18 protein-coding genes are annotated in these 24,975 nt (G+C 50.5%); 17 read left to right on the top strand and 1 reads right to left on the bottom strand.

What is annotated here, in order from left to right; translation table 11 throughout:
- Positions 1-28: 28 nt before the first annotated feature.
- Positions 29-304, bottom strand: a complete 276-nt coding sequence (locus QU595_RS14535) for an HU family DNA-binding protein (protein ID WP_315923096.1) — start codon at positions 302-304, stop codon at positions 29-31.
- A gap of 133 nt (positions 305-437) precedes the next feature.
- Here QU595_RS14535 and ruvB point away from each other — a divergent pair, with 133 nt between their 5' ends.
- From ruvB to QU595_RS14450, 17 genes are all read left to right on the top strand, one after another.
- Complete coding sequence (gene ruvB, locus QU595_RS14530) at positions 438-1,448, top strand: Holliday junction branch migration DNA helicase RuvB (RefSeq protein ID WP_315923095.1); 1,011 nt, start codon at positions 438-440, stop codon at positions 1,446-1,448.
- Positions 1,449-1,505: 57 nt separating this feature from the next.
- Complete coding sequence (locus QU595_RS14525) at positions 1,506-2,378, top strand: hypothetical protein (protein ID WP_315923093.1); 873 nt, start codon at positions 1,506-1,508, stop codon at positions 2,376-2,378.
- Between the two features lie 492 nt (positions 2,379-2,870).
- Positions 2,871-3,284, top strand: coding sequence for a hypothetical protein (locus QU595_RS14520; protein WP_315923091.1), 414 nt, complete (start codon positions 2,871-2,873; stop codon positions 3,282-3,284).
- A 75-nt stretch (positions 3,285-3,359) separates the two neighbouring features.
- Positions 3,360-4,193 (top strand): toxin co-regulated pilus biosynthesis Q family protein, encoded by an 834-nt coding sequence (locus tag QU595_RS14515; protein ID WP_315923089.1) that lies wholly within the window; start codon positions 3,360-3,362, stop codon positions 4,191-4,193.
- A gap of 18 nt (positions 4,194-4,211) precedes the next feature.
- Positions 4,212-5,945, top strand: a complete 1,734-nt coding sequence (locus tag QU595_RS14510; protein WP_315923087.1) for a PilN family type IVB pilus formation outer membrane protein — start codon at positions 4,212-4,214, stop codon at positions 5,943-5,945.
- A gap of 17 nt (positions 5,946-5,962) precedes the next feature.
- Complete coding sequence (gene pilO2, locus QU595_RS14505; RefSeq protein WP_315923085.1) at positions 5,963-7,294, top strand: type 4b pilus protein PilO2; 1,332 nt, start codon at positions 5,963-5,965, stop codon at positions 7,292-7,294.
- Positions 7,257-7,943 (top strand): type IV pilus biogenesis protein PilP, encoded by a 687-nt coding sequence (pilP, locus tag QU595_RS14500; protein WP_315923084.1) that lies wholly within the window; start codon positions 7,257-7,259, stop codon positions 7,941-7,943. Before pilO2 ends, pilP begins: the two co-directional genes overlap by 38 nt.
- An 85-nt stretch (positions 7,944-8,028) precedes the next feature.
- Entirely contained in the window at positions 8,029-9,978 is a 1,950-nt protein-coding gene (locus tag QU595_RS14495; RefSeq protein WP_315923082.1) for a GspE/PulE family protein, read from the top strand.
- A gap of 16 nt (positions 9,979-9,994) precedes the next feature.
- Positions 9,995-11,059 (top strand): type II secretion system F family protein, encoded by a 1,065-nt coding sequence (locus QU595_RS14490; RefSeq protein ID WP_315923080.1) that lies wholly within the window; start codon positions 9,995-9,997, stop codon positions 11,057-11,059.
- Between the two features lie 9 nt (positions 11,060-11,068).
- On the top strand, positions 11,069-12,130 hold the full coding sequence (locus QU595_RS14485; protein ID WP_315923078.1) for an ATPase, T2SS/T4P/T4SS family: 1,062 nt from the start codon (positions 11,069-11,071) through the stop codon (positions 12,128-12,130).
- 71 nt (positions 12,131-12,201) lie between these two features.
- Positions 12,202-12,732 (top strand): hypothetical protein, encoded by a 531-nt coding sequence (locus tag QU595_RS14480; RefSeq protein ID WP_315923076.1) that lies wholly within the window; start codon positions 12,202-12,204, stop codon positions 12,730-12,732.
- A 56-nt stretch (positions 12,733-12,788) separates the two neighbouring features.
- A complete protein-coding gene (pilV, locus tag QU595_RS14475) occupies positions 12,789-14,213 on the top strand; it encodes a shufflon system plasmid conjugative transfer pilus tip adhesin PilV (RefSeq protein ID WP_315923074.1) in 1,425 nt (474 codons plus the stop codon).
- 189 nt (positions 14,214-14,402) lie between these two features.
- Positions 14,403-15,704: a hypothetical protein gene (locus QU595_RS14470; RefSeq protein WP_315923072.1), complete on the top strand. Its 1,302-nt coding sequence runs from the start codon at positions 14,403-14,405 to the stop codon at positions 15,702-15,704.
- A 127-nt stretch (positions 15,705-15,831) separates the two neighbouring features.
- Complete coding sequence (locus QU595_RS14465) at positions 15,832-19,659, top strand: strawberry notch C-terminal domain-containing protein (RefSeq protein ID WP_315923070.1); 3,828 nt, start codon at positions 15,832-15,834, stop codon at positions 19,657-19,659.
- Between the two features lie 61 nt (positions 19,660-19,720).
- Positions 19,721-22,186 carry a DNA topoisomerase 3 gene (locus QU595_RS14460; RefSeq protein WP_315923068.1) on the top strand — a complete coding sequence of 822 codons (2,466 nt, stop codon included), beginning with the start codon at positions 19,721-19,723 and terminating at the stop codon, positions 22,184-22,186.
- Between the two features lie 94 nt (positions 22,187-22,280).
- Positions 22,281-23,360: a thioredoxin fold domain-containing protein gene (locus QU595_RS14455; RefSeq protein WP_315923066.1), complete on the top strand. Its 1,080-nt coding sequence runs from the start codon at positions 22,281-22,283 to the stop codon at positions 23,358-23,360.
- A gap of 23 nt (positions 23,361-23,383) precedes the next feature.
- The gene (locus QU595_RS14450; protein ID WP_315923064.1) at positions 23,384-24,973 is read left to right on the top strand and encodes a hypothetical protein; all 1,590 of its coding nucleotides are present in this window, start codon (positions 23,384-23,386) and stop codon (positions 24,971-24,973) included.
- The last annotated feature ends 2 nt before the right edge of the window (positions 24,974-24,975 follow it).

The raw sequence follows: 24,975 nt of genomic DNA, 5'->3' as shown, positions 1-24,975 counted from the left end.
TCTTCCTTTCAGAGGTGAATCAAATCAATTAAGCGTTGATTGCAGCGAGGAGATCCTTGCCAGGCTTAACAGTGACCTTGCGGCTGGCCGGAATGTTGATCGATTCACCAGTCTTCGGGTTCTTGCCGACGCGAGCCTTACGATCCTTGACGCCGAGCGTAGCAAAACCAGTCAGTCGAACCGATTCACCGTTGGCGAGCGTGTCAGTGATAATCGCGAGCTGGGCGGCCAGAACATCAGCCACAACTTTCTTGTTGACGCCCGCCTTTTCCGACACTGCTGCTTCGAGTTCGATCTTGTTCATTTTTTATTCTCCAGAATAATTGATGTGGAAACTGACGCTTTAAGCGGTCAAACTTATGGTTCACGGCAGTTCGCCATACTGTCAAGCGAGCAAATTCAAAGTTTTCGATAAAAACACAAAAAAGGAATTTTCGATGGATATCGAAGAGTATGTCGATGAAGAAACAAGAAAGGTCGATGAGGGCATCGAACGTCCTGTTTCATTCGACGATTTCAATGGCCAGACTGAGGCTAAGGAAAATCTCTCGATCTATGTGACAGCGGCGCGAAAACTCGACAAAGCGTTGGATCATGTGCTGTTTTACGGTCCTCCCGGTATGGGTAAAACGACCCTCTCGCAGATCATCGCACGGGAATTGAATGTCAACATCCGAACGTTGATAGCGCCAGCAATCAAGAAGCCGTCTGACATTGTCAGCGTTCTTGCTGGTATCCAACGACGTGATGTCGTCTTCATTGACGAAATTCATCGACTACCGGCGGAGATCGAAGAAGTTCTCTATTCCGCAATGGAAGATTTCGTTCTTAATGTCCTCGTTGGAGAGGGTGCTGGCGCTCGTGTCGTGGCGATCCCGCTTCCTCCATTCACGCTGATTGGCGCAACGACCTTGCCAGGCAAACTTACAAGGCCTATGCGCGACCGCTTTGGCATCCCGGTTCAGTTGCAACCCTATTCCGATGAGGAGATGGCGGCTGTGATCTCACGGGGCGCTGAGAAGCTCGGCCTTCGTATGGAGGAGGCTGCCATTGCTGAGGTAGCTCGCCGTTGCCGCAGCACTCCTCGTATTGGTTTGCGACAGCTTCGTCGCATCCATGATCATGCGGTCGCAGCTGACCGTGACACCGTGACAGTTGAGCAGGCGGATGAAGCCCTACAGCGTCTTGGAGTCGACAAAGACGGGTTTAATGCCGCTGATCGGAAATACATCAGCATGCTTCAGAATCGCTTCAAGGGAGGGCCAGTTGGCCTTAATACGATTGCCACGGCTCTCGGTGAGAATCCTGAAAATGTGGAGGACGTGATTGAGCCATACCTAATCCAGAAAGGTATTATCGACCGAACCAGTCGCGGCCGTGTTATAACCGACCCTCTTCGAAAGGCTCGATCTTTAAGGGAACAAAATCAGGGAATTCTCCCTTTGTAATGTTGCGCACGTAAACAAAATGGATATCATTGCATTTCTATTTTGGAGTTAAATCTGGTGAATTTTAGTAGATCATCGGGCTTTAGTCGTCCAGCGTCTCTTTCTTCAAAGCTGTCCGTCGCTGAGGAGAATGTTCAGGATTCTCAGCCAGCCGTGGTAATGCCTGATCCTATCGAGACTGACGACGAAACCACAGAAGTTGGCTCAACGCTACCGCCATCAATTTATGGAGGTAGCGTTCGGTTGCTTAACTGGAGCAACACCGCTCGTACTGGAATGAGCGTAGAGCTAGGCATTCGTGATATCTCACCTCAGGACGTCCATCCGTTTAAAGGGATGCTCTGCGGTAAAGAAAATGGGCAGCGCCTGAAAGTTTGGATTGGGCCTGGTTCAGATCATTTGCTCCTGAACCAGAATTCCGAGGGGGCATTTTATAGGGGTGATGGCTTGTTGATGCGCTGGTCCGACGACAGCGTAAACGGCATGTCGATCAAGATGCTGATCGACGGCTCGATTGATGGTAGCGACGGAAAGCACCCTTTCGATGGCTTTATAACTGGCCGCAAAGAAGGGGAGATTTTAACCTTCCTCGCTTGGGCTGTAGCTGATGACGAAACTGTCCAAGACCCCGCATTCGTACGAAAGAAGCGGCCATTTGCGGAGCTTTCCCCTGTTTCGCAATCTCAGATTCTGTGCGGCGACAATCGTTTCATCTCATTTTTGGCTAAGAATGAGCACATGCTGCTTGAAAGGCCTGTCTCTATCCGTCCCGTCGATAACCCGAAGTTTTATGCCACTGAATTCGTTAAGTCGTATATCGGCGTCGAGAGCCGCGCTGAAATGAACTACGAAACGCCTGAAGGGGCAATGGCTCGAAGAAAGTGGCGAGACCTCTTGAGCTACTACAACAACTCACGTGGCATATCGTGATAACAGACGGCGCTCTCGCCGGTGAATGTCAACGTATAGTCGTTTCTTGCAAAGTGATGTGGCATTAGTGAGTATCTATCTATTATAGTCTCATTATTGCAACAGGTCGCGTGAATAAGAAATGCACAAGGTATGTAACATAAGGGAAATAGGCCTTCGGGATAGCCTGCCTCCTAGCGAGCGCTGGCGTTCCTATTGCGCTGATCTCGACAAGCTTTTTTCCAAGGCTGTTGAGGGCGGATTTGGCAATTTCCAATCAAATTCGAATTCTTATGGGCGTAATGCCGCTTGATTTTGCGGCAACCGCCTCAGTTTGTTAAAAATTTATACAAAAAACTCGTTGACCGAACCATTATTTGCTATCTACCATCAACTTAATTGTTGCCCCAATGGCATTCGGTGAATCTCTGCACCCCTGGTGTTCGTCCAAGCTCTAAGCACGCCCGCAATGGCGGCTTTTGTTGTTGGTTTGTGCCTAGAATGGTGTTGGTGATGAACAAAGTTGAATTCTTTTCGTGGTGCGAAGATCGCGGCCTCTCTAAAAACGGTGAAATAGCCCGTTTATTCCGTCTTTCCAGTCAGACAGTGCGCAACTGGCGCAAGAAAAAAGTCGAGGAAATGCTCCCTACCTGGGTTTCTTGGGCATGTGCTGCTCTGGATTCAGAGGAACAGCGTGAATCGGCATCGAAGATCGCCCAAATGACAGTTGAAAAGTTATCAGCTTGGCAGCGTCGTCACGAGTTCAAAACACTCGATGACACTGCCGGCGTTTTCGACATTGAGCGGCAGGCCGTTCACAACTGGTACAAGCGCGGTCGTTTTCCTCGTTGGCTTTCATTGGCTTGTGCTGGGTATGACCTCAAAAAGCGCGCTAAATCTCGCAAGGAAAAATCGATAGCCGCTTGACGCTAAACTGTAGCGAATAGAACATCGTAATTAACGTTATCGGTCGATATTCGATGTAACTTCAGAGGGATACATATGTCTCGTAATAAATTGAAAGCTTTTGTCGGGGGTGTTGCTCTTTTAACGGCTGTATCCCTTTCTGGAACTGTGATGGCTGCGTATGACGGTTTCGGTTCTGACATCCCTCTGAACCTCGCTGCACGCGAGATCATTCCTGAAGGTTGGACGGTGGATTACGGCGACGGTGTCGACCGGGATGCAAATGTTTCGTGGTCCTCGGCAAGTGACTGGAAACAGGCGCTTCAAAACGCAGTCAGCAAGCGTGGATATGCCGCGAGCTTCGGCACAAATTCCGTCGTCATTTCGAAGGCTTCTGGTTCTTCTACTAAACCTTACTCGTCAGACGCAAAAACGAGTTCGGCAACCTCGAAGCCGCGCGCTCCTCGTTCGGCTCCAGCCAAGCGCAATCCAGCTCCTGCCCCAGCAACTGCAGCAGCTGAAGCACCTCTTCAGGGCGGCGGTGGTTTTACCATTCGTCCGTACAAAGGCGGCAAGCCTGTAGAGGACGTAAAGGGACCCGCAGAACGGCCTGATGAGGGGCGCTTGGCCACTAAGGGAGAGAAGTTTGAACCCTACAAGCCAGCGGCTTCGCAGTTTACCGTCTCAGCTGGGCAGATGTTGCACCCTGTGCTTGCTGAATGGGCTTCGAAATCCGGATGGACCGTTATTTGGGAGTCCGAATACGACTACCGCATTGAGGCGAATGCGAGCTTCAACGGCAACTTCGTTGATGCTGTTACTCAGATCGTGACCGCAATGGCAGAGGCTCGCCCTGCGATCACCGTCGATTTCTATCAGGGCAATAACGTTGCCGTAGTTTCAAACAAGGCTGCTGACGCAGTCAATTAAGGATTTCGGAGTTAGTAAATGTCGTCTCGTGCCGCAAAACTTTTTATTGCCCTTCTTGCCACGACAGTTCTTGGTGGTTGCACTCTAAACCAGGAAATGACGAATGGCGTGCGATCTGTCCAGCGTGAAGCGACGGCTGGCCTTGCGACCGCCGCAAGTCCGATGCCTGTTGCTGACAAGACCCCAATTAAGGTTCAGAGCGGGGTGTATGTCGGTACCAAATCGATCCGCAATGAGAATGGTGACCCTCTGCCGTCGAAGCTTGAGGGCAAGTCCGGTATCACCATCGTTAAAACCTCTCCGCAAAGCCTTCGTGATCTTTCGGTCCTGATTACTCAGCAGACGAAGATTCCAGTCGTGATTTCTGCTGCGGCTCCTACGGGCGGCAGTGGCGCTGGTGCACCAAATGCTGACGCTGCATCTGCGTCGGGTGGTGCCCGTCCTCAGGCAGCAGCGCCAAATCTTGGCATTGCCAATGGTCCGGTCCCAGACGGTTTCCCGATTGAAATGGCTCTGTCACAACTCCAGGGATCGTCAGCAGTTGCTGCCCCGTCTGCTGGTTTGCCGCCTGTTGCAACGACTGTATCGCTGCCTCTGAACTATTCAGGCCCACTTTCCGGTCTGATGGATTTGCTGGCCTCTCAGTACGATGTCGCCTGGAAATATCACAACGGCCGTATCGTCATCGAAAGCGTTGTAACCCGCAGTTTTGACGTCCCTGCTCTGGCAATGGCTTCGAGCCTCAAATTCGATCTGTCGTCGAAGTCGAGTGCTACTGGTGAAGGTGGCTCCACGCCTCAGGCTGGTCAGGAAGCCAGCGCTACGTCGTCGACCGACATTCTGCAGGAGATCAATGGCACTCTTGATAAGATGCTTCCTGGTGAAGGTAGCAGTTTCACGGTCAACCGTTCGACGGGTCTGGTGACTGTCACCGCGACGCCCGCAGTTATCAATCGTGTCTCTGATTATATTTCCACGATCAACAAGCGTCTCTCTGAACAAGTCGCTTTGTCCGTCAAGGTATATTCCTTGGTCATCGACAACAAAGAGGAGTTCGACCTCGACGTAAATGGTCTTTTTAACAAGGCCACCAAATACGGCTTGGCTATGGGCACGGCCGGATCTGGCGGTGTTGTTCCTCCAGTGGGCGGCCTTGGCGGTCCTGGTCTTGGTTGGGCGCTACTTGACACTAAGAGCAAGTGGGCCGGGTCGAATGCTCTCGTGAATGCTCTGTCAGAAAAGGGAGATATCTCCGTTGTCACGACTGCCTCGGTCACGACTGTTTCTGGCGTTCCTGTTCCGCTTCAGGTCGGAGAAGAGCGTGACTACGTGAAGCAAGTCGAGGTGACGCCTGGAACTGACGGCGCTCAGGCCACGGCCAGCATCACTCCGGGCACTGTCTCTACTGGCTTCAGCCTTCAGATTAATCCTCGCGTCGAGCGCAATGGCGATGTTCTGGTTCAGTACGGCATCAACATTTCGGAGCTGTCGGGTTCTGAAGATGGCTTCGAGTCCTTTGAAACCATGGGCACGAAGGTTCAGCTCCGCCGTATTTCCCAGCGCAACTTCATTCAGCAGGCGCGCATCCCGCATGGAAATACGCTCGTCCTGGCAGGCTTTGAACAGGTTCGCAACGAAGCCAAGAAGCGTGGTCTTGGACGTCAGGCACTGCCGATTTTTGGCGGAGGTGCTAAAGCAGGCGTCAAGCGTGAAATCATTGTTATCATGATCACGCCGACGCTTCTGAAATAAGGGGCTTGGAGGGTCGAATGGCCAAAAAAAATGATTTTGGGATGGGAGACTATGACGATGCCTCGTACGAGGCATCGGTCAATGACGTAGGTGTTGTAAAAGTTGGCAAGCGCGAATACGCAATTGGCCTTCTTTGGCATAAAATCGACGACGTCAGCAAAGCCGCCAACGAAGCACGTTCTCTCGCCACCAGTGAAAATCAACGAGCTGATTTTTTCTGCCTTCGCTTGACTGGTGATGCGCAGTTTGGTCTTGGATTTAAGGCGCGCGGGCATAAAAACGGTCTTCCATCTCTTGCAGCACAGTTGGCATCCGCTAAGGGTGGCAAGTGGATTGGTGTGTTTGAAGTTGAGAATGGGTACTATCTCGCTGCCGTCTATGAAGACGCGATCATGTCTGAATGTGATCGGTTCTTTAGCGATGCTGATGCAGCAAAAGAAGAATTCGAAAACTTCTATAACAGCACCGACTGGAAAGAAACCATCGCTCCAGAGAGCTTCGAGATTCCAGGAACAACTGAGGTGCCAATTGCTCGGTTACTCGAAGATCGGATTGCTTGCCGTCTTCAGGCGGTTAGTAAGCGTGGCGCTCTTATCAAAACACTCGTCGGGCTTGGAATTGTAGTTGGTACCGTTGGTGGTGTTAACTGGTACCTCAAGCATCTTGAGGACATCGAACTCGCACGCATCATGGCAATTGAAGCTGAAAATGCAAAAAAACAGCTCTTTGCACCCAAACAGGATGAAATCAAGATTCCAGACGCACCATGGATAAGATATCCGGTGGCTTCATACTTCATCGATAGTTGCGTCAAAAATGTGAATTCATTCCCACTCGATATTCCGGGTTGGGAGGTGAAGGAATTCATTTGTAGCGATGGCTTAGTTGCCGCTGCTGTGGATCGCTCTGGTGTGCTCGGAAAGGGTGGTGGTAGCTTTAACTGGATAAAGATGATGGTGGAGAAAGAAGGCTTTAAGCCGACAATTATTCCACCTCCAGGTGGCAACGGCAATCGCGCTTCAGTCCAGTGGGAAATTGGTGATCTGCCTAAAATTCCAGTAGATCTGGAAACGATAAAATGGACCAAAATGCGTGATGGTTTAATCGTTGTGATGGATGAGCGCTTTGTCCCCATTTCGATCTCGGACGGACCATCTAACAGTGACTTTTTCCGTGGAATTGCATTCTCGTTTTCTACGACCGAAGACCCGCGCAATTTTACAGATATAATTTCGGCGCTTCCAGGCGCGTTCGTCACTAGTTTATCATATGAAGTAACAAATAATCTTTGGACATTGGAAGGACAAGCCTATGAACAGCTTCCGCTACCTACGACTCAACCTAATTAGCGTTGCTTTGGCTACCTCGGCTGCAGCTATGGCTTTGGGATCTGCTCATGCGCAGCAGGCGCTGCCGCCTGCGACTGGTGAAGTTGAAACTGCACCAGCGCCGATGCAGGCTCTTCCAGAAGGCGCGACTATCGAGGGCGCTCGCGAGAAAATCAGCAATATGTCTTCCGAGGCTGGAAAGTCTCTTGAGAAGCTGATGGGTGGAAGCGTGACATCCCGCACGGCCACCGAAGTCGGTGCCATGGCCGAACGTAAACGCAGTATTATGATGCTCGAATTGCAGCGTGATGAAGCCAAATTGGCAAAAGAACTCTTTTTCGAGCTGGAAGGTGGCAAGGACAAGAACGAAGAAGAGTTGAAACAGCTGCGCGAAGAGAACGAAGGTCTGAAATCTTCTCTTGAGGCCGCGCAGAAATCGCCTAAGGCGGCTCCGATGTCCATTCCAGTGAACCCTGTTGTTACGGAAATCGTGGGCGCTGCTGGCGGTCTGAAAGCATCGGTGTCCTATCCAGGGTCTGGGGTGATCCTTGCCTCCCCTGGTACTATTCTGCCCAACGGCTGGAAGGTCATATCCGTTTCGAGCAAGGGAGTTGTCGCTATGGACGGAGACGTTCGTAAAACTCTCGGCTTCGGATCACCTCTTAACTAGCCGATCAATCCGCCGATTTTTGTCGGCGGATTGTATCGTTCATTTTGTGTGTAATATCTAAAGAGGATGGACGTGGGAGGCTATGTTGAAAGACTTCATGAGCATTTTAAAAGGGAAAAAGGATCAGGCTGCTGATAAGCAACCTGTCCAGACCCCTGCTAAACCTTCGCCTCAAAATGTTAATGCTTCGGCAGGTGCCACGCGGCCTGCGCAGGCACCACAAAATGGCCAGTCCCGTCCAGCTCAGGCAAGGCCTGCCACGCCTTCCCAAGGTCAGCAAAATCGTCCTGCACAGGCCGCCCAACGGCCACGGCCACCTCAAGAACAAGGATCGGCTCTTAGCCCTGTTAAGGCTGAGCAACGTCATGGGCGCGCAATAGTTGCGACCGAAGAAGAGGCTCTGGAACTTATAAATCATTCCGGTGATCTTATTACTGCTCCCAATGGTTCATATCCGCTCACTCCAGCGCTTCGCCAGTATGTCGCCTTGATTTCCCCAGGCGGCGAAGTCACGAGAAACATCCTTGCCATCGCAAAGGGATATCATGTCCATCCTGAGACATCTTCCGCAAAGTCGTATTTGAGGCAGAGCGGTCAATCTTGGGTTAAGGAAACCCTCGTTGACATGGATGTTGTTCGCCAGATTTATGCAAATCACGAACAAAAATACGGATCATTTTACAGCAATAATAGCAGGGGAGCTACGTCGCCCGCTGCTGAAACCGCTGTCCGCCAAAGAGAATTTCTCAGCTTGGTGCAGCGCGCCGCCGACATGAAGGCATCGGACATTCACTTAACGATTGGTCGAAATATTGCCACTGTTCGCTTCCGTATTGACGGTGAAGTTCGCAAAATCCCTGAGATGCAGGATTTGCCAATAATTGTCGCGAATGAGCTGTGTATGGCAGCCTTCGCAATGGCTGACGCATCCGATCCGACTTATAACCCACTGGATTATCAGGGCGCACGTGTAACCGACACATCTCTAAAAGGATTGAAATTTCCAGAGGGCGTGCAGTCGGTTCGTCTACAGTTCAATCCTCTTCCTTCTAACGGTCGTTATATGGTTGCTCGACTTCTGTATTCGCAGAAGATCGGATCAGATTCAGACGTTGATCAACTGGGATATGCGCCGATCCAAGTTCGACAGATACGCTCGATGCGTCGAAAACCATATGGGATTAATATTATTTCAGGTCCTACTGGTTCAGGTAAATCGACGACCCTGCAGCGTGGCCTCACTGCATTGATGCGTGAAAAGGTGGGCGTGAACGTTGTTACCATCGAAGATCCGCCAGAATATGTGATTGAAGGAGCCGCCCAGTTACCAGTTACGAACGCTAAAACGGCGGAAGAACGTTCCGAAAAATTCCGTCAAGCGATTACTGCCTCGCTGCGTTCTGACCCTGACGTCATCATGATCGGCGAAATTCGAGATCAGGCTTCTTCGCAGCTTGCGTTCGAAGCGGCTATGACCGGTCACGGTGTCTGGGCATCGTTGCATGCTAATGACGCGTCTTCGATCCTTGACCGCCTAAGAGACCAGAAGGTTGAACTGTACAAGCTATGCGACGCAACTCTCGTCACAGGTCTTATCGGCCAGAGGCTTTTGAAAAAGTCGGTGCCTAATCATACAGTCGGCTTCGATGAAGGTGTGGCTCTTGGCTTTATCCCCAAGGATGTAGAAGAATTTATGCGTACAAATGCGGCTGAATGGATACATAAAATCCGTTTTGCCGGAACTCATAAATTCGAAAAAAACCCTGCCGATGCATATGCTGGTCGCCGTGTTGTGGCCGAAGTTATAGAGCCTGATCAGACCTTCTTGGATCTAATAAAAGAGGAAAAAAAGGCAGAGGCTGTAAAATATTGGAAAGAGCAATTGGGTGGCATTAGTATGCTGGAGCACGCTTTTGTTCTTGTTTGTATGGGGCAGCTCGACCTTCGAGAGATGGAAAATGGCGTTGGCAGTGCCCTGAGAATAGACAGGAATCGAATTCCGACCATAATGAAACTTGTGTCGGAAGATATGTAGATTAGTGGGCCATTAAATGATCGGTAAATATGAAAGAATGTACCTGAAGTTTGCTTTCAATGAAAAGCAGCGGATGCGCGTGTATAGAAAACTAAGCCGTTTTCTTGCAAACTCGGTTACATTGTCTTCCGCACTCGAAATCATGCATAAGCATGCGACTATGGACGGAAAGAAGCCAAAGGCTCCAATAGCGCGTATTCTTGGGGAGTGGCGGCGTCAGATTACCAACGGTAAAAGCTTTGGCCAGGCCGTTCAGGGATGGATACCTGATAGTGACCGCCTCGTCATCGAAGGCTACGAGTCAGCTGGTGCTCTGGGAATGGGTATCGAAAAGGCGGTTTTGATTTCGTCTTCTGCAAAGCAGATTAAAAACACCCTGTTTGCTGGTTTGGCTTATCCGGTGATGCTGATCGTCATCGCAATTTTGATGCTGGTCCTTTTTGGATTGCAGGTGGTTCCAACCTTCGAAGAAGTTCTACCTCGTGAAAGCTGGACTGGTGTTGGCGCGCAGATGGCGACAATGTCCGACTTCATCAGGGATTATATCATCTACATCATCGGCCTGATGGCGGTCCTTATTGCGTTGACCATTTGGTCCATGCCTCGATGGACAGGCAAATGGCGCGTGAAGTTTGACCGCTACCCACCTTGGTCCTTGTATCGCCTAGTTATGGGTGCTGGCTTCATGGTGTCGGTTGGCAGCATGATCAAGTCTGGCATGGCCATTCCTAGCATTCTCAAGATGCTTCAGCGCGGTGCGAGTCCCTGGTATGTGGAACGTCTTTCTCGGGCCGCTTACCATGTCAACAACGGTAGCAACCTAGGTGATGCCCTTCATCGTGCCGGACACAATTTCCCAGACGTCGAAACCGTTCAGGATTTGCGAGCCTACGCATCTCTGACAGGGTTTGATGAAACCCTAGATCGTCTTGGTACCGAATGGCTCGGGGAGTCAGTTGCTAAGGTCCAGCAGCAGACTGGCATTATGCGGAACTTTGGCTTCCTATTTTTGGGCGTTGTCTTCGGTTGGATCGCAATGGGCATGTTCTCCTTGCTGCAGCAGATTACGACGTCAATGTGAGGTAGGGTAATGGTCGATAACGATACAAATAGAAAACCAAATGCCGTCGTTCCGAGAAAAAATGAAGCTGGAGCGTTGAGGCGAGGTCATCCACATCGTTTGAAAGATCTGGAATTTTCAGATCTATATATTGCAGAAGCTTCTGGGCGCATTCAAATTCGTGGAGCCGTCGACAACGATGGTCCTTTGATGGATGTTCCGGACAATGCTGTTTCTGATCTGGAAGAGCTTCGCTTCAGCGTTATGGCTTTAGGGAAGAAGACCGAAAAGCGAGAATTCTTTATCGACTTCGACGGCGTCCGTTATCGTGTTTCCAAGATCATTTCGCATGGGGGCATCTGGTATACTCTTCGAAAATCAAAATCGGAAATCCCTGCCCTAAAAGATTTGGGCGGCTTTAGACCTTCTGTCATGCGTCACTTGGCTCAATTGGGTCTTCAGACGTTTAAATCGTCGAAAGGTGGAATGATCCTTATCGCTGGCTCTACTGGGCAGGGCAAGACCACAACTGCCTGTTCGCTATTGCGCGAGTATCTCGTTCACTTTGGTGATGTCGCCGTCACCATTGAAGACCCGCCAGAAATGATGATGGACGGCGAGCATGGTACATCCGGGCGTTGCTTTCAGCTCGTCCTAGAGAAAGGTGACACGTTTGGAAGCTTGCTAGTGAGCGCTCTTCGCTTTACACCGAAGTACATTTTCTTGGGTGAGTTGCGAAAGCCAAGCGATGCAAGCCAGGCACTTCGAGCCGCAATTTCAGGCCATTTGGTTATCACGACTATTCATGCTGGTTCCATTGAGGAAGCCCTTAATTCCCTGATTAAATTAGCATCTGCAGACGAAGGCGGCGTTGTCTTTGCAAGAGATCAGCTTGCTTCCGGCATTGCTGGTGTCATTCATCAGTCGCTGCAGACGACAAGCCGTGGTAAAATCTTGCGCGCAGATACATTGTTTTTTGGCAAAGAAAACGGTCTTAGAACAATGATCCGTGATGGCAACATCAACCAATTGTCTACCGCCATTGATCTACAGCGTCGGCGAGCCGAGCAGAATAAGCCGCTGTTCGACTGATATGAATGGTTTCTGTTGGATTCTGACGGTCAAGGGGCATACAATCTAAATATTCTCTGGAGATTACCTAGATGTATGCCCTTTACATTGTGTTCTTGATGACATTCCTGATGTCTTTAGCTTTTGGCTTAAATGCACCCGCCGAGCAGAAGATGCTGAGGCCGGAGGTCGTCGCAATGCAGATGAGTTCGTGGCACGTTGCTGCGCAAAAAAAGTGCGGCCTAGAGGTTTGCAATGGCGGGACTGTCAATCCAGTCAACTATCTGAATGACATGGTTAAAAACGCGGAATTCGTCACCAGAGGATATTTTAGAACAAATTATGACGTTGGGTCCAAATATGTTCTAACCTCACTCACGGGTGTTGGAATGAGCGCTGGGAACATTAATAGCGCGACTGTCTCATCATCATTTCACAAACTCCTTGGTGGTGACTCTTCTTCGAGCATTGGATATTGGGATCAAACGAAAAAGCGGATTGAGCTTCCAAGTCGGCGTTATGGGAAAACTAATTTGAGCGTGCCAGGTGATATTTCGGCCAATTTACTCATAGGCGTTCCTGATAAAAGTCCGGTAATGATCAATAAAATCGTCGACCGTTGATTTAGGCACACTCACTGACGATAATATTGAAAAATAGCAACCTTTTGGAGGTTACCATGAAGAGACGGCTAGTTGATGTGATTAGATCGCGGCGCAACAAGGGCTTCTCCCTGATCGAAATCGGCGCAGCATTGGTTGTCGTCGGACTTATGTCTGCTGCGATCTCAGTAATGATTGCGGAATACACCGAGCAGCGGAAGGCTAAGACTGCGGCCGAGAAGCTTGCGGAGGTTCATGAGGCGGCAAGTGGTTATATCAAGGCCAACTATTCGGCTTTGATGACTAATACAACTGGCGGTAAAAAGGTTGTCGTTGCGTCAGGTCGTAAATCGATCACTGATCAACCCCCAGTCGGTTCGTTGCAACGTGACGGCTTTCTGCCTGCTGGATTTATCGATAATAACGCTTATGGTCAGCAGCATTCGGTGATTATCCGTCAGGTGACGCCTCCTAGCGGTGGCACTCCTTATTTGGAGGCAATTGTTACGACGCATGGTGGTAGAGCCATTCCAGATGACCAGCTGGCGCGTGTCGCTGGTTTTGTCGGCGTCTCGGGTGGTTATTTTGGCGGGTACGACATTAATGCTACAGACAACGGCATGATTGTGGGCAACTTCGGTGGTTGGCGCACCCAGAAGAGCGCATGGGACGCAGGTGGAATTACCATCCAACCTGGACACGTGCAGTCAACACTGGCCTTTGAGAATGGTAATCTTCTTACGGACTATCTCTATCGCAATGACGTTCCAGGCGTTCCAGAAGCCAACACCATGAACACCTCGATCAACATGGGCGGGAACAATATCAACAACGTGAATACTCTCAAAGGTGTGGCTAAATCTGACGCTAAGTACGGCGGCAATAATGTCGTAACAATCGATGGACATGTTGAAGCTATCGACGTGTGGGCAAGAAATGCCACCTTGTCCAACAACCTCACGGTCAACGGAACTTCGACAGTTAGCGGGAACGCCACTTTCGGGAAGGACGTCACGGTTGCAGGCAGTGTAACGGCAGATACCGTTAATACGAAGAACGCGACTGTCAGTGAAAAGCTAAAGACGAAGGATCTAGAAGTTACCGCAAAGGCTGATATTCAGGAAATTGATTTATCAAAGGCCTATTTGGTTATGTCTAACAACGGCGGGCGTCCAGATGGTCGCTTTCCTCAGACTGGTGGTAAAATTCAGCTTCGTGATCTTCTGCCTCGTACCGTTGCCCATTATTCATATCAGGTGACCGAATCCAAACCTAAGGTTTACAAGCCTGTTTGTGGTAGTGGCGGCACGCAAAAAATAATGGTTTATAGGCAGGTTGAGTCATACACAGGTGATATTGAAAATGCCAAACCTGTCATTTCCAATGGTGTGTTCGCAACCAGTTTAGATGCTAATTTTTGGGAAGTTAAATGGGAAGGCACGCCGAGGCACGGTACCGTTGAGAGAGCTGCAATCGCTCAGACGTTCTGTTCGTATCAATAACTTTTTTCATTGGAATTAAGATCGGGGGCTTCGGCCTCCGATTTTTTTTATTGTCACTTGCATCGGCCTAATAAATGATTTCCCCTAGGTGTGTAGACCTTCATTCAAGGAAAAATCGACATCGAACCGTGGATTGAAGACATCGAAACCGTAATTGTGAAATCAAATCGACAACGAAAGGTCTAGAACATGGCAATTGCACTCACAAAAAGAACCCGCTCGGGCGGTAATAGTGGCGGAGACTCGCGTCCCGTTTCGTGGAACCCTCTCCTCAAGATGACTGCTGATCGCGATGAAAATCGTGCGATTTGCGAACTTCAGGTTGATGCGTACGGCCTGCCTGCTGGTTCGCAGGTTGCTCTGACGCTGCTTCCTGCAAAGGCAGTTGCTCCTGGCAAGAAGGCTCGTCCGGAGCTGAAGAACTTCCGCGCTGGCAGCAAGATTGGCTCTTCTCCAAAATTTGGTGATGAAGTCCTGATCATTGCTGAGCGTAGCTACAAGGACAACAAGGAAACCATCGACGGTCTTCCAGTCATCAAGGCAAACTGGATCAAGGCCGCGATCCATGACCTCGCGGATGCTGGTCCTTCGGCTTATGCAGTTGGTTATGTCCATGTTGGCAAGATCCTGGAGCGCAAGAACAAGAACGACGAAACCTACTTCACGCAGAGCCGTAGCGTTTACATCGATCAGACTCCAGATGGTCCTGACGCCTTCGCGTTCAACAGCATGGAAGAGTTTGTCCACTTGGCAGGCCAGTGGCTTGAGCATGTTGGCCGGGACGGTGAAATCATCGTTCGCGTCACCAACAACAACGCAGTTCTCTCCGGTGAAGTGCCTGAGGGCGAAGCCGAAATGCTGAACAAGTCGCTCCGCCTGTTCTGGAACCGCGCTGAAGAGCGCCAGATGACGATTGAGGAGAGCATCGAGTTCTTCCTCGATGGCCCAGAAAAGCTCAATAGCGGCGCAGACAACCCTGACCATGGTCTCTGGAGATCGCTTGTTGAAGCTGCTGGCACGGAAGATGCCAAGGACTACTCGTTCGACGCTGTCGTTAATCGTGTTGCCCCAACTGGCTCGACTACGCTTGAAAATCTTCAGGAAAAGCGCGTTACCCAGTCCAATGAGGAGCAGGCTCTCTTCAACATGCAGAGCGGTGGGGAGTCTTCTTACACTGACCGCGTCTTCATTAAGGGCACCTGGCTTTACCGTCACCAGCCGCTGCAGGACGATCCGTCTCAGACCCGTCTGATCTCGACTGATACGTTCCCGTTGGACAGATATGGGCCTACCTATTTGGCCGCTGAGCTTCCTGGTGCTCGCCCAGCTGAGGTTCAGGCTGTTCTTGATCTGCGTGCGAAAGAGCGCGGCGAAAAGCGCTATTTCGATGCGAAGGCCGCACGGAATGCTCAGAAGGAAGAAGCAGGTGAGAACCTGAACATGGATAACAACGATAGTCCAGCTCCTTCTGGTGGTCTCACCCCATCTTAAATAGATGGAAGTTTCGGATTTAGGCCCCTTCATGGGGCCTTTTTCTTTTGTTTTTTAGTTTTTTTGATCTCACTTTCGATCTTTTCAGGTACGCTGTTTTAAACTATTTCGTAATTCGTGGTTTGAGATGGCTGAAAACACAAAAACACAGTGGGTAAACCTTGGCGTTGAAGGTTTTGACATTGTCCTTGCCAGTTTTGAGGATTCTCCCGGTGAAAAGGCAATTGTCATTCGAGGTGAGCGAAAAGCGACCGAATGGGAGGCCGCAGCTCTGAGGCGTGCTGGCTTCTTTCAAATGGCCAGCACTAATTCCTTGTGGGCTAGACGCGGTGGCAATTTCAAAATGCGTGAATTGCGACCAATTTTCCCGGCTATGAAAGCCGTGGACATGGAAATATCCGAGACAAGAATAAGTGTCCGTGGGCGCAGTCCATTTATTTCGACCAAAACAGCCACGGATCGCTTGCCGGAAAAATATGTTTCCGAGAATAAAAAACTGGATTCCAAGGCGGTCAACCAGTTCCAGGTTGTCTACAAGCCTGCTTCTCGCTTGGGTAATCCAATTGCCATGATTCCTGTCAATATGAGCGAAGCGACCGCCAAAGCTCTTGATCGCATCGTGGAAACGCATGGTCCCATCGATAATTTCGTGGCGACAAGCTTGGATATGACCCTCCACGAGTTGGAGAAATATCTGTCTCCTGAGCAGATTGATGCTGTAGGCATGGGTATTGCCGCCATGCTGCGCGACCGTGAATTCATTTTGGCTGACCAGACAGGTCTCGGTAAGGGGCGAGTGCTTGCAGCTCTTGCTTTGGCGGCGCGCGTGCTGGGTAAGAACGTGGTCTTCCTGACAGAGAAGGCAAACCTGTTTGCTGATTTCTGGCGTGACATTTCGGACATTGGTGCTGCCCCGCGCATGGGCACCCCGTTCCTTCTAAACAACGACTCTAAGATCATCGACGTTATGTCGCCGACTGGCGACATCCTGTTCCAATCAGAACGGCCGGACGTGATCAAACGCCTAATCCGTGCTGGAGGCATGCCAGAAGGCCACAATATGATGATGGCCTCATACAGCCAGTTTAATCGTGCGGGTTCGGCAAAATCGAATTATCTCGCATCTGTGGCCGAAGGGGCATTCGTTCTCACCGACGAAGCTCACAATGCGTCAGGAGACTCCAATACCAAGAAAATTCTCGATGAAGCGTTGGCTGGAGCGTATGGTGTCATGCGCTCTTCGGCGACATTTGCTCGCAAGGCAAAGTCGTTGCTTTCGTACAAGAGGGTTCTGCCTCCGTCTCTTCGCAATGAAGACGTCGGAGAAATGCTTGATGCAGGCGGCAACCCGCTTGCGGAGGCTCTTTCTCAGTATCTGGCGGAGGACGGGGTCCTTATCCGTCGCGAGCACGACCTGTCGGGCCTGAAGATCGACGTCATCATGGATGATGCTCGTCGTGACAGAAATCGCGGCTACTCTGACGCCTTGGCTCCGATTCTGGCAAAAATGGCTAAGTTGTCTCGTCTTGTCGACGATGAAATCAACACTCGAAACGAAGAGAACGAGCGCGCTGGCGGCAAGGCAGCGAAGGAAAAGTGGTATACGTCTAACTTTGGCTCCCGCCTGTCACCATTAATCAGGCAGTTCGTTACGGCATTAGAAGTCGACAGCTGCGTTGAACGCGCCATTATGGCGCTCCAGAGTGGCGAGAAGCCAGTTATCGTCATCGAATCTACGATGGAGTCCTTGATGAGGGAGCTGTCGGGTGAAGGTGGCTCTGATGATGACGATTTCGATGAAGCTGCGGACATTGAAATCACCGAAGAAGATATGAAGGCCGAGGGTACTCGCCCACCGGATTTCCGAGCTGCTCTTTCGGTTATGTTGGATCGCATCATGCAGATGTCGGTCAAACGTGGGAAGGAAGACCCCGAAAAGTTCCCAGTCGAGGACCCGTTTTGCATTGCGGAAGCCGACGACATACGAAGGATGATCGAGACCTTCCCTGATCTGTCACTGTCGCCGATTGACGATATTCGTGACCGTATTGAAGCGGCAGGCCGCGAACTCAAGGAGAAAGGCCATAACCCCGAAGGCTGGACTGCCGATGAAATTTCGGCCCGCAAGATGCGCGTCCAAGATGGCGTCTACGAAGCTCGCAAATCCATTGACCGCAACGAGACAATCGTTGCTTTCAATAATGGCGGCATCGATGCCCTCGTCATCACTCGCGCAGCATCCACGGGTCTCTCGTTGCATGCTTCCGAGCGTGTGAAGGACCAGCGACGCCGTCGCATGATCGAATTGCAGATTCCGGTCAACGTGGTTGAGCGTGTTCAGTTCTGGGGGCGCGTCAATCGTCGTGGACAGACGTCTATCCCCGCGTTTGAGACGCTTTGCACGGGCTTGCCACTTCAGATGCGTATTATGGCCATGGAGAACCGTAAGGTTGCTGCATTGTCAGCTAACGTGTCCGCGAATGCCGAAAACGCAAATGCGATGGATGTCCCTGACCTAATCGATAGTGTCGGCAATCAGGTCGCCCAGCGAATTCTTGAAGATAAGCCAAGTTTGGCTGAAAAAATGTGTATCGCCATGCGAAACATTGATCAGGAAGTAGCTGACCAGGAGCTTTATTACATCAACAAGCTTCTGCAACGCATGTGTATGCTGATGTCCGATGAGCAGGATGAACTCTTCACCCAGCTGACCACCGAATATGAAGACGCTATTGCCAGCATGAAGGCGGAAGGTAAGACACCTCGTGGCATGCGGGAACTCGAAGGGTTTTGGAAGGAAGTTTCGAGGGAAATTTATGAAGAAGGTAATCCTGATGATGGCGAAGTCTTCGGCCGCCCCGTTGAACTCGTCACGATGGAAGGCCATTTCGACAAAAACCCATTCACCAGCGAAAAAATTCTAAGTCTGATTTCGACAGCGAGAGAGGAGTTGGGCAGGCAATCCGGGAACGTGGTTGGCCCATTCTTCAACGAGGAAATTAAAGCGATTAGGAACAACCGCAAGAAGATATTGAATGCCTCCTTGTCAGCACGACTTGTGTCGGTCGATTTTGCCTTGAAATCCAAAGAGCCGAATGCGGTGAAGAATGCAGATGAACGCCTTACGAACCTGCAGGCCGCTCTTGCTGTCATTCAACCGGGGCAATCCATGACAGTGCCTTCAGAAGACTTAGGCAGTGTCACAGCTGTGATCGTTGATGTTCGCAAGCCTGATAAAGATGAAATTCATCTTCCAGGTCGCTGGTCCATCAAATTTGCAGTTCCCGGCGAAAGCCACACCAAGGAAATCTCACTGGCCACGTTGATCCGTGACAAATCTTATTCCTTGCATCCACTGCAGCCTGGTCGTCTTCCAGAGCCAAACCTGGCTGTGTTCGACAACGCTCCACGTGGTACTGTCGTTGAAACCAGACAGTTCCTGGATGGGAATCTCGTTAAAGCAGTGGCGATAGCCGCAGAGGCTCGCGCTGGCAACATGGTCATTTACTACGACGATGATGGAAATCGTCGTAGGACTGTAATGCTTGGGCGTAATGGTTATAAAAACCTGTTCGACCGTAATCGCAAGATAAAGTCCGGCGACGAAGGATTGGAGATTTTAAAATCCAACCGCCCTCTTTATACAAATCACCTTGAACGCTCGAAGGGCCTCACGATTGTCGCAGAAGGGAACACACTGACTGTCTCCATCCCCAAAAATAAGGATGGAAAACAGTTCGAGGATTTATTGGTTGGAGTGTGCGGCTTCCGAGCTGGAAATACGGACAAATTCTGCCGAGTCACTTATGAAAAGCTCGAAGAAATCCGTATTGCACTAAATTTTGGAGGTTTCTCCCTGCATTTTGAAGGAAATCAAGTCGCAAGGCAGGTGAAGAAGCCATTCCAGCAAAGAGGATTTGGGCAAAGAAATAACGGATTCGGCATGAAGCGCTGATTGAAATCCTTGACGAGCGGTACGGAAGGGGCGACTATTTTTCCGTTAAAAGGAGATTATTTTGCCTGAACATCTTTATATCGCCGAAAAACCCTCGCTCGCAGAAGCACTTGCCAAGGCTCGCGCGTCTATTTTGGGCGTAAAAGCACAGAAGGGTCAGGGCGCATGGACCGTTGGAAATGACGCGGTCACTTGGCTGTTTGGCCATATGTATGAACTCGCCAATCCAGATGATTATGATGCCAGTCTAAAGCAGTGGAAAATGGAGCATCTGCCCATTATTCCAGATAAATGGCGTCGTTCTCCTCACAAGGACAAGGCAGCGCATCTGAGGATCATCAAGGACCTTCTCAAGAATTCGAAATACGTCGTCAACGCTGGCGACGCGGAGCGCGAAGGTCAGCTACTTGTTGATGAGCTTCTGGAGGAGATGGGCTGGGACCCGTTTTCACCAAAGACGAAGCGCGTCTGGGTTTCGTCTATGGCGGAAAAGGATGTGGTCAAGGCTATTAATGATCAGTTCCCTAACGTGGAGAAGCGCAATCTTTCGATTGCCGCCGTCTTGCGTCAGAGAGCTGACTGGCTTCACGGCCTGAACCTGACACGCATGTATACGATCCTTGCCCGAAACTCGGGTGCAAACATGCTTATTTCCGTGGGACGCGTTCAGACGCCTACCTTGAAGCTTGTTGTTGATCGAGATCGTGAAATCGAGTCTTTCAAGCCTGTCGATCACTATTTGCCAAGCGGCATCTTCAAGCATGAAAATGGTTCGTTCCGCGCCGATTATATTATACCTGATGACTGTGAAGGCTTGGATTCTGAAGGCCGTCTGACAGACAAGAAGGTTGCTGATGCTATTGGCCTGAAGATTTCTGGCAAAACTGGCAAGATCACTGAATTTTCGACGGCTGTGAAGTCGAAAGCACCTCCTCTGCCATATTCTCTATCGGCACTGCAGGCTGAATGTTCCAGCAAGCTTAGCTTGACCGCCCAGGAGACGCTTGAAGTGGCCCAGTCGCTTTATGAAACCCATAAGGCGACGACTTATCCTCGTTCAGATAGCCGCTATCTGCCTCGTACCATTCTCAACGACGAAGCTCCTGGGATTATGGCTGCTTTGGCGTCGACACCAGGTCTTGATGCAGCGGCTCAGAAAGCAGACCTGAAGCTTCGTTCAAAGGCATGGGACGACAGCAAGGTCACCGACCACCACGGCATCATTCCTACTTCAGAGTTTTCGGCTGCTAAGCTGGCAAAAATGTCGCCTATGGAGCGCAAGGTGTTCGAGCTGATCGCAAAGGCATTTATTGCCCAGTTTCACCCTGAGCAAACATGGAAATCCGTTACCGCCAAGCTCAATGTCGAAGGTGAAAACTTTAAGGCCACTGGTCGAATTCCTATCGCTAATGGCTGGCGCGTTGTTTACGGCGCGGAAGCTGACGATGACGATGAAGACGAGAAGGAATCGGATCAGAACCTGCCGACGATGAGCAAAGGTGATCCTGTGCTCGCCGAGAAGGGGGACGTCACTGCGAAGCGCACGACGCCTCCCCCGTATTTTAACGATGGTACGCTGATTGCCGCCATGACGAACGTTCATAAGTTTGTCACGGACCCAGAAGTGAAGAAGCGTCTCCGTGAGAATGATGGCCTCGGCACCGAAGCTACTCGCGCCAACATCATTGAAACGCTGCTGAAGCGCAAATTCCTTGAGCGTAAGGGTAAGACCAAGCTCGTTTCAACCAAGGAAGGCCGTTCGGTCATTGATGCTCTCGATAACGACGTGACCAGCCCCGGCTTGACGGCAATTTGGGAAGCACAGCTGCAGAAGATTTCTCGCGGTGAGGCATCTGAAACCCAGTTCACCGAAATTCTGTTGAAGTCCCTTCGATCAATGATTGAAAAGGGGAAGGGTAAAACCGTCACAATTAAGGGTGCGTCCATTGAGCCGCTTCCAGGTCATGGTGAGACTTGCCCCAAGTGCGGCGTCGGCAAGATGGTCACTCGGATGCTGAACAAGGGTGAGCATAAGGGGAAAAAGTTCCTTGTTTGTGATGCCTACAATAAGGATGATCCGAATTCTTGTCGTCATGCAGTTTGGCCTAATTCGCCAAAGAAGGACGTAAAACCCATTGAAGGTCATGGTGAGACTTGTCCGCAATGCGGGAAAGGTAAGTTGTTGACGCGTGAAGTTCAGAAGGGCGAACACAAGGGCAAGAAATTCCTTTCGTGCGATGCGTGGTCGAAGGATGATCCGAATTCATGTAATTTCAGCAAATGGCCTGAGGTAAAAGTCACACCACTTGAAGGTCATGGGTCTACCTGCATCAAGTGCAACAAGGGGACGATGGTTACCCGAATGATCAATAAGGGTGACAATAAGGGTAAGACATTCCTGTCATGTAATGCTTATCCTGAATGCAACAATGCTATTTTCCCTGACAACCTGAAGAGCGGAAAATCGTCAAAATTTAGCAAAGGCTCCGGCAAAATGAGTTTTGGTAAAAAACCATTTAAAAAATAATGGCCGACCGCGATATTATAGGGGGAATTACCCCTATAATTGGTTGACGAGACGAACAGCTTCGTCGACAATTATGGAAAAATTGGAGTTCCCGATGAAGTCGTTTCGTTTTCTATTAGCCGCTGCAACTGCGCTTGTCGCCATCCCTGCAATTGCACAGGAACGTAACCCTTTCGCTGAACGTGAAAATCGCGTCGCTCCAATTATCAGCTATTTTCAAAGCAAGGGCGTCAAGCTGACTGCAATCGGTGATGCAGGCGGACTTCTTGGATATCTTGGCGAAGACGCCACTGGTAAGCAGCAGGTCTTCTACGTCACCCCTGATGGCAAGCATGTCGTCGCTGGCCTTATGATCGGCATGGGGGGAACCATCGTTACTGGTATTCAGGTTGGCGAAATGCGTGCTCGATTTGAAGCCGCTGCGAAGTCGTTTGAAGCTGAAGCTGAGAAGGCGCAACCTCTCCTTCCGAAGGAGGGCGATGAAAAGAGCGAGCAGGCCAAGGATAGGACCGATGAGCCAGTTCAGGAAGGTCAGTCTCCAGCGCCTGAAACTCAGGCCGCCCCTGCCCCAGCGGCTGAGAAAGCCGCCGAAGCTGCTGGCGCTGGTGCTTCCGATGAGCAGACTGCAATGCTACTCCCGCCTGCTATGGGGCCAGCAGCAGGTGAAATGGGGAACATGTCTGAGCTTTGGATTAGCAAGCTCAACAAGGAAGATTTCCTGAAGAAGGCTGAAGAGCTTCCCTATTTCGAAGTTGGATCGGTTACCGCACCGAGCACGTTGTGGATGGTAGCCGATCCCCAGTGTCCTTTCTGTCACAAGGCTTGGGATCACATCAAGCCGTCCGTTCTGGACAAAAAGCTGAAGGTTCGCGTGATCATGATTGCAGGTCTGAAAGGCAGTGAGCCAATTGCCACTGACATGCTCGCGCATGTTCGTCCAGCTCGCGCATGGTTGGATTCCAATGGCGGACGCAACTTGAAACCATCGATTGATCAGGAAAGCCCTGAGTATCACAAGGCTCAACAGTTCTTGGAGAAAAACATGGACTTCGCTCGGAGTATGGGCTTCGACCGCACGCCATTCCTTGCCTATGTGGCCAAGGACGGCAAGTTTTACTCGTCGCTTGGACTTCCGAATGATCTGAGGTCTTTCTTTGCTGAATCTGGAATCTAAGAGAGAGTGGTTCGATATCACAAATGAACGTATCCGTACCAGCTTCCGAAATAATTAGAGAGGCAGAAAAGCAGTTAATTGATGCGCATAAGATGCGTATTTCTGCTTACAACCTGTTGCGTGAAGCTGCATCTGTTGAAGAGCAGGCTCGAACCATCACCATAGAGGCTATGGGGCATGAAAATGGCCTTATAGCTTTTGAAATGGCAAAATGGTCCATGTCTGGCGTTGAAGGTTATGCGGTAAATATCGATTTGCCAGCAACGAAGCCTGCTGAAGTCCGGCCTGTTTCAGAACAGAAGAATTCCGCCCCTACGGCAGCAATTACTGAAATTGGGGTCACGAGAACGGGTACTTCCCATAAAACAGCTCCCGAAATCAAAACGCCGCTTCGGACTGAATCCACTCATAAAGAGCAATATTTTGGTGAGAATGTGCCGCCCGCGCGTATCGCTGAAGCTGATGAAATAGTTGCGCAGGCGTCTTCCTATGTCGCGCAGGGGCGCAAAGGAAATCCGTATGGCAGTGATCGCGGCAAAAACGCGTGGCGTAAGGCACTCTTCACCGCTGCATTCAACCATATTGCTACAAAATCCGGTGTCACTGTTGTATCGGAAGATGAGGCTGACCTTACTCAGCCTGGTCCTTCGGTCGAAGCAATGGAAGTGAAGGCCGATGATGTGAACGTGTCGACTTCTCGTGAGCAGGCCGAAGTGGCTAATGTTTCGGTCGCCGTCGCCGATCTCACGGCCGGACATCAAGCTGAAATTGAAGAACTGACGGCAGAGGAGGCCAGTGCCGCCACCGCTTCACCTGCCGATGAAGATTTAGCCTCATATGAAGAGATTTTGAGCGCCGATGACTATGAGTATGGTCCTTCGATAGGCGATGACGTTCTTGATGATGACCATCGCTTTGGCGAAGACACTCATGAAGTTGAGAACGTCTTTGACTCTGAAGCAGAAGAAGACGTCGAGAATGGCTATTTTGAAGAAGTTTTTTTGACTGAGGATCAGCCAGACGAAGTGACTGAAGATGATACTCTGTCTATAGTCGAAGATGAGCTGGTTGCTGATGTATCGGTCGCAGAGGAGATCGTTAAAGCGGTATCCGACGAAAACGTCGAAAAAACACAGGCCAGCGCTCCTATCGTTGATCCTTTCGATGACGTTGGAGAACTTCCACCTGCGAATCCTGCTCCACCACCTCGCGGCTTTTCGTCTGCGCCGACAATTAAGCCTGTGGAAGCTTCCAAGACAGCCTCAGGTCAGGCCAGCCCTAAGCCATCTGCTCCTAGTATGGGCGGGTTTGCGAAGCCAACCCTTGGTGGAACTCGACCATCCGCAGAACCGAAGCCCGTTGATGGGCCAAAAGCTCCAGAGGCTGCGAAGCCCACTGTCTCGAAGCCATCAGGTTTTTCGTCGCCTACAATGCCAACGGCGCATACTCCACGGCCTATTCCGCCCCACAGGCGACCAGGAAATGGTCAGGTCTTGCAGCAACCAATGACTTTGCCGTCTGCGATAGCGAACGTGAAGCCTGCAATTGGTGGTGATAAGCCAAAGCCCAATTCGTTCTCATCCCCGCCAAGCTTTATGAATAGAAAGGCATAATT

It is taken from the genome of Mesorhizobium sp. SP-1A (assembly GCF_032460275.1).
Taxonomy (GTDB): Bacteria; Pseudomonadota; Alphaproteobacteria; order Rhizobiales; family Rhizobiaceae; genus Mesorhizobium.
This window is presented reverse-complemented; position numbering and strand designations above follow the sequence as displayed.

What these genes read in the sequence shown, in the direction of transcription:
- QU595_RS14535 (WP_315923096.1), bottom strand. Translation starts at nt 304, where the DNA reads ATGAACAAGATCGAACTCGAAGCAGCAGTGTCGGAAAAGGCGGGCGTC.
- ruvB (WP_315923095.1), top strand. Translation starts at nt 438, where the DNA reads ATGGATATCGAAGAGTATGTCGATGAAGAAACAAGAAAGGTCGATGAG.
- QU595_RS14520 (WP_315923091.1), top strand. Translation starts at nt 2,871, where the DNA reads ATGAACAAAGTTGAATTCTTTTCGTGGTGCGAAGATCGCGGCCTCTCT.
- QU595_RS14515 (WP_315923089.1), top strand. Translation starts at nt 3,360, where the DNA reads ATGTCTCGTAATAAATTGAAAGCTTTTGTCGGGGGTGTTGCTCTTTTA.
- QU595_RS14510 (WP_315923087.1), top strand. Translation starts at nt 4,212, where the DNA reads ATGTCGTCTCGTGCCGCAAAACTTTTTATTGCCCTTCTTGCCACGACA.
- pilO2 (WP_315923085.1), top strand. Translation starts at nt 5,963, where the DNA reads ATGGCCAAAAAAAATGATTTTGGGATGGGAGACTATGACGATGCCTCG.
- pilP (WP_315923084.1), top strand. Translation starts at nt 7,257, where the DNA reads ATGAACAGCTTCCGCTACCTACGACTCAACCTAATTAGCGTTGCTTTG.
- QU595_RS14490 (WP_315923080.1), top strand. Translation starts at nt 9,995, where the DNA reads ATGATCGGTAAATATGAAAGAATGTACCTGAAGTTTGCTTTCAATGAA.
- QU595_RS14485 (WP_315923078.1), top strand. Translation starts at nt 11,069, where the DNA reads ATGGTCGATAACGATACAAATAGAAAACCAAATGCCGTCGTTCCGAGA.
- QU595_RS14480 (WP_315923076.1), top strand. Translation starts at nt 12,202, where the DNA reads ATGTATGCCCTTTACATTGTGTTCTTGATGACATTCCTGATGTCTTTA.
- pilV (WP_315923074.1), top strand. Translation starts at nt 12,789, where the DNA reads ATGAAGAGACGGCTAGTTGATGTGATTAGATCGCGGCGCAACAAGGGC.
- QU595_RS14470 (WP_315923072.1), top strand. Translation starts at nt 14,403, where the DNA reads ATGGCAATTGCACTCACAAAAAGAACCCGCTCGGGCGGTAATAGTGGC.
- QU595_RS14465 (WP_315923070.1), top strand. Translation starts at nt 15,832, where the DNA reads ATGGCTGAAAACACAAAAACACAGTGGGTAAACCTTGGCGTTGAAGGT.
- QU595_RS14455 (WP_315923066.1), top strand. Translation starts at nt 22,281, where the DNA reads ATGAAGTCGTTTCGTTTTCTATTAGCCGCTGCAACTGCGCTTGTCGCC.
- QU595_RS14450 (WP_315923064.1), top strand. Translation starts at nt 23,384, where the DNA reads ATGAACGTATCCGTACCAGCTTCCGAAATAATTAGAGAGGCAGAAAAG.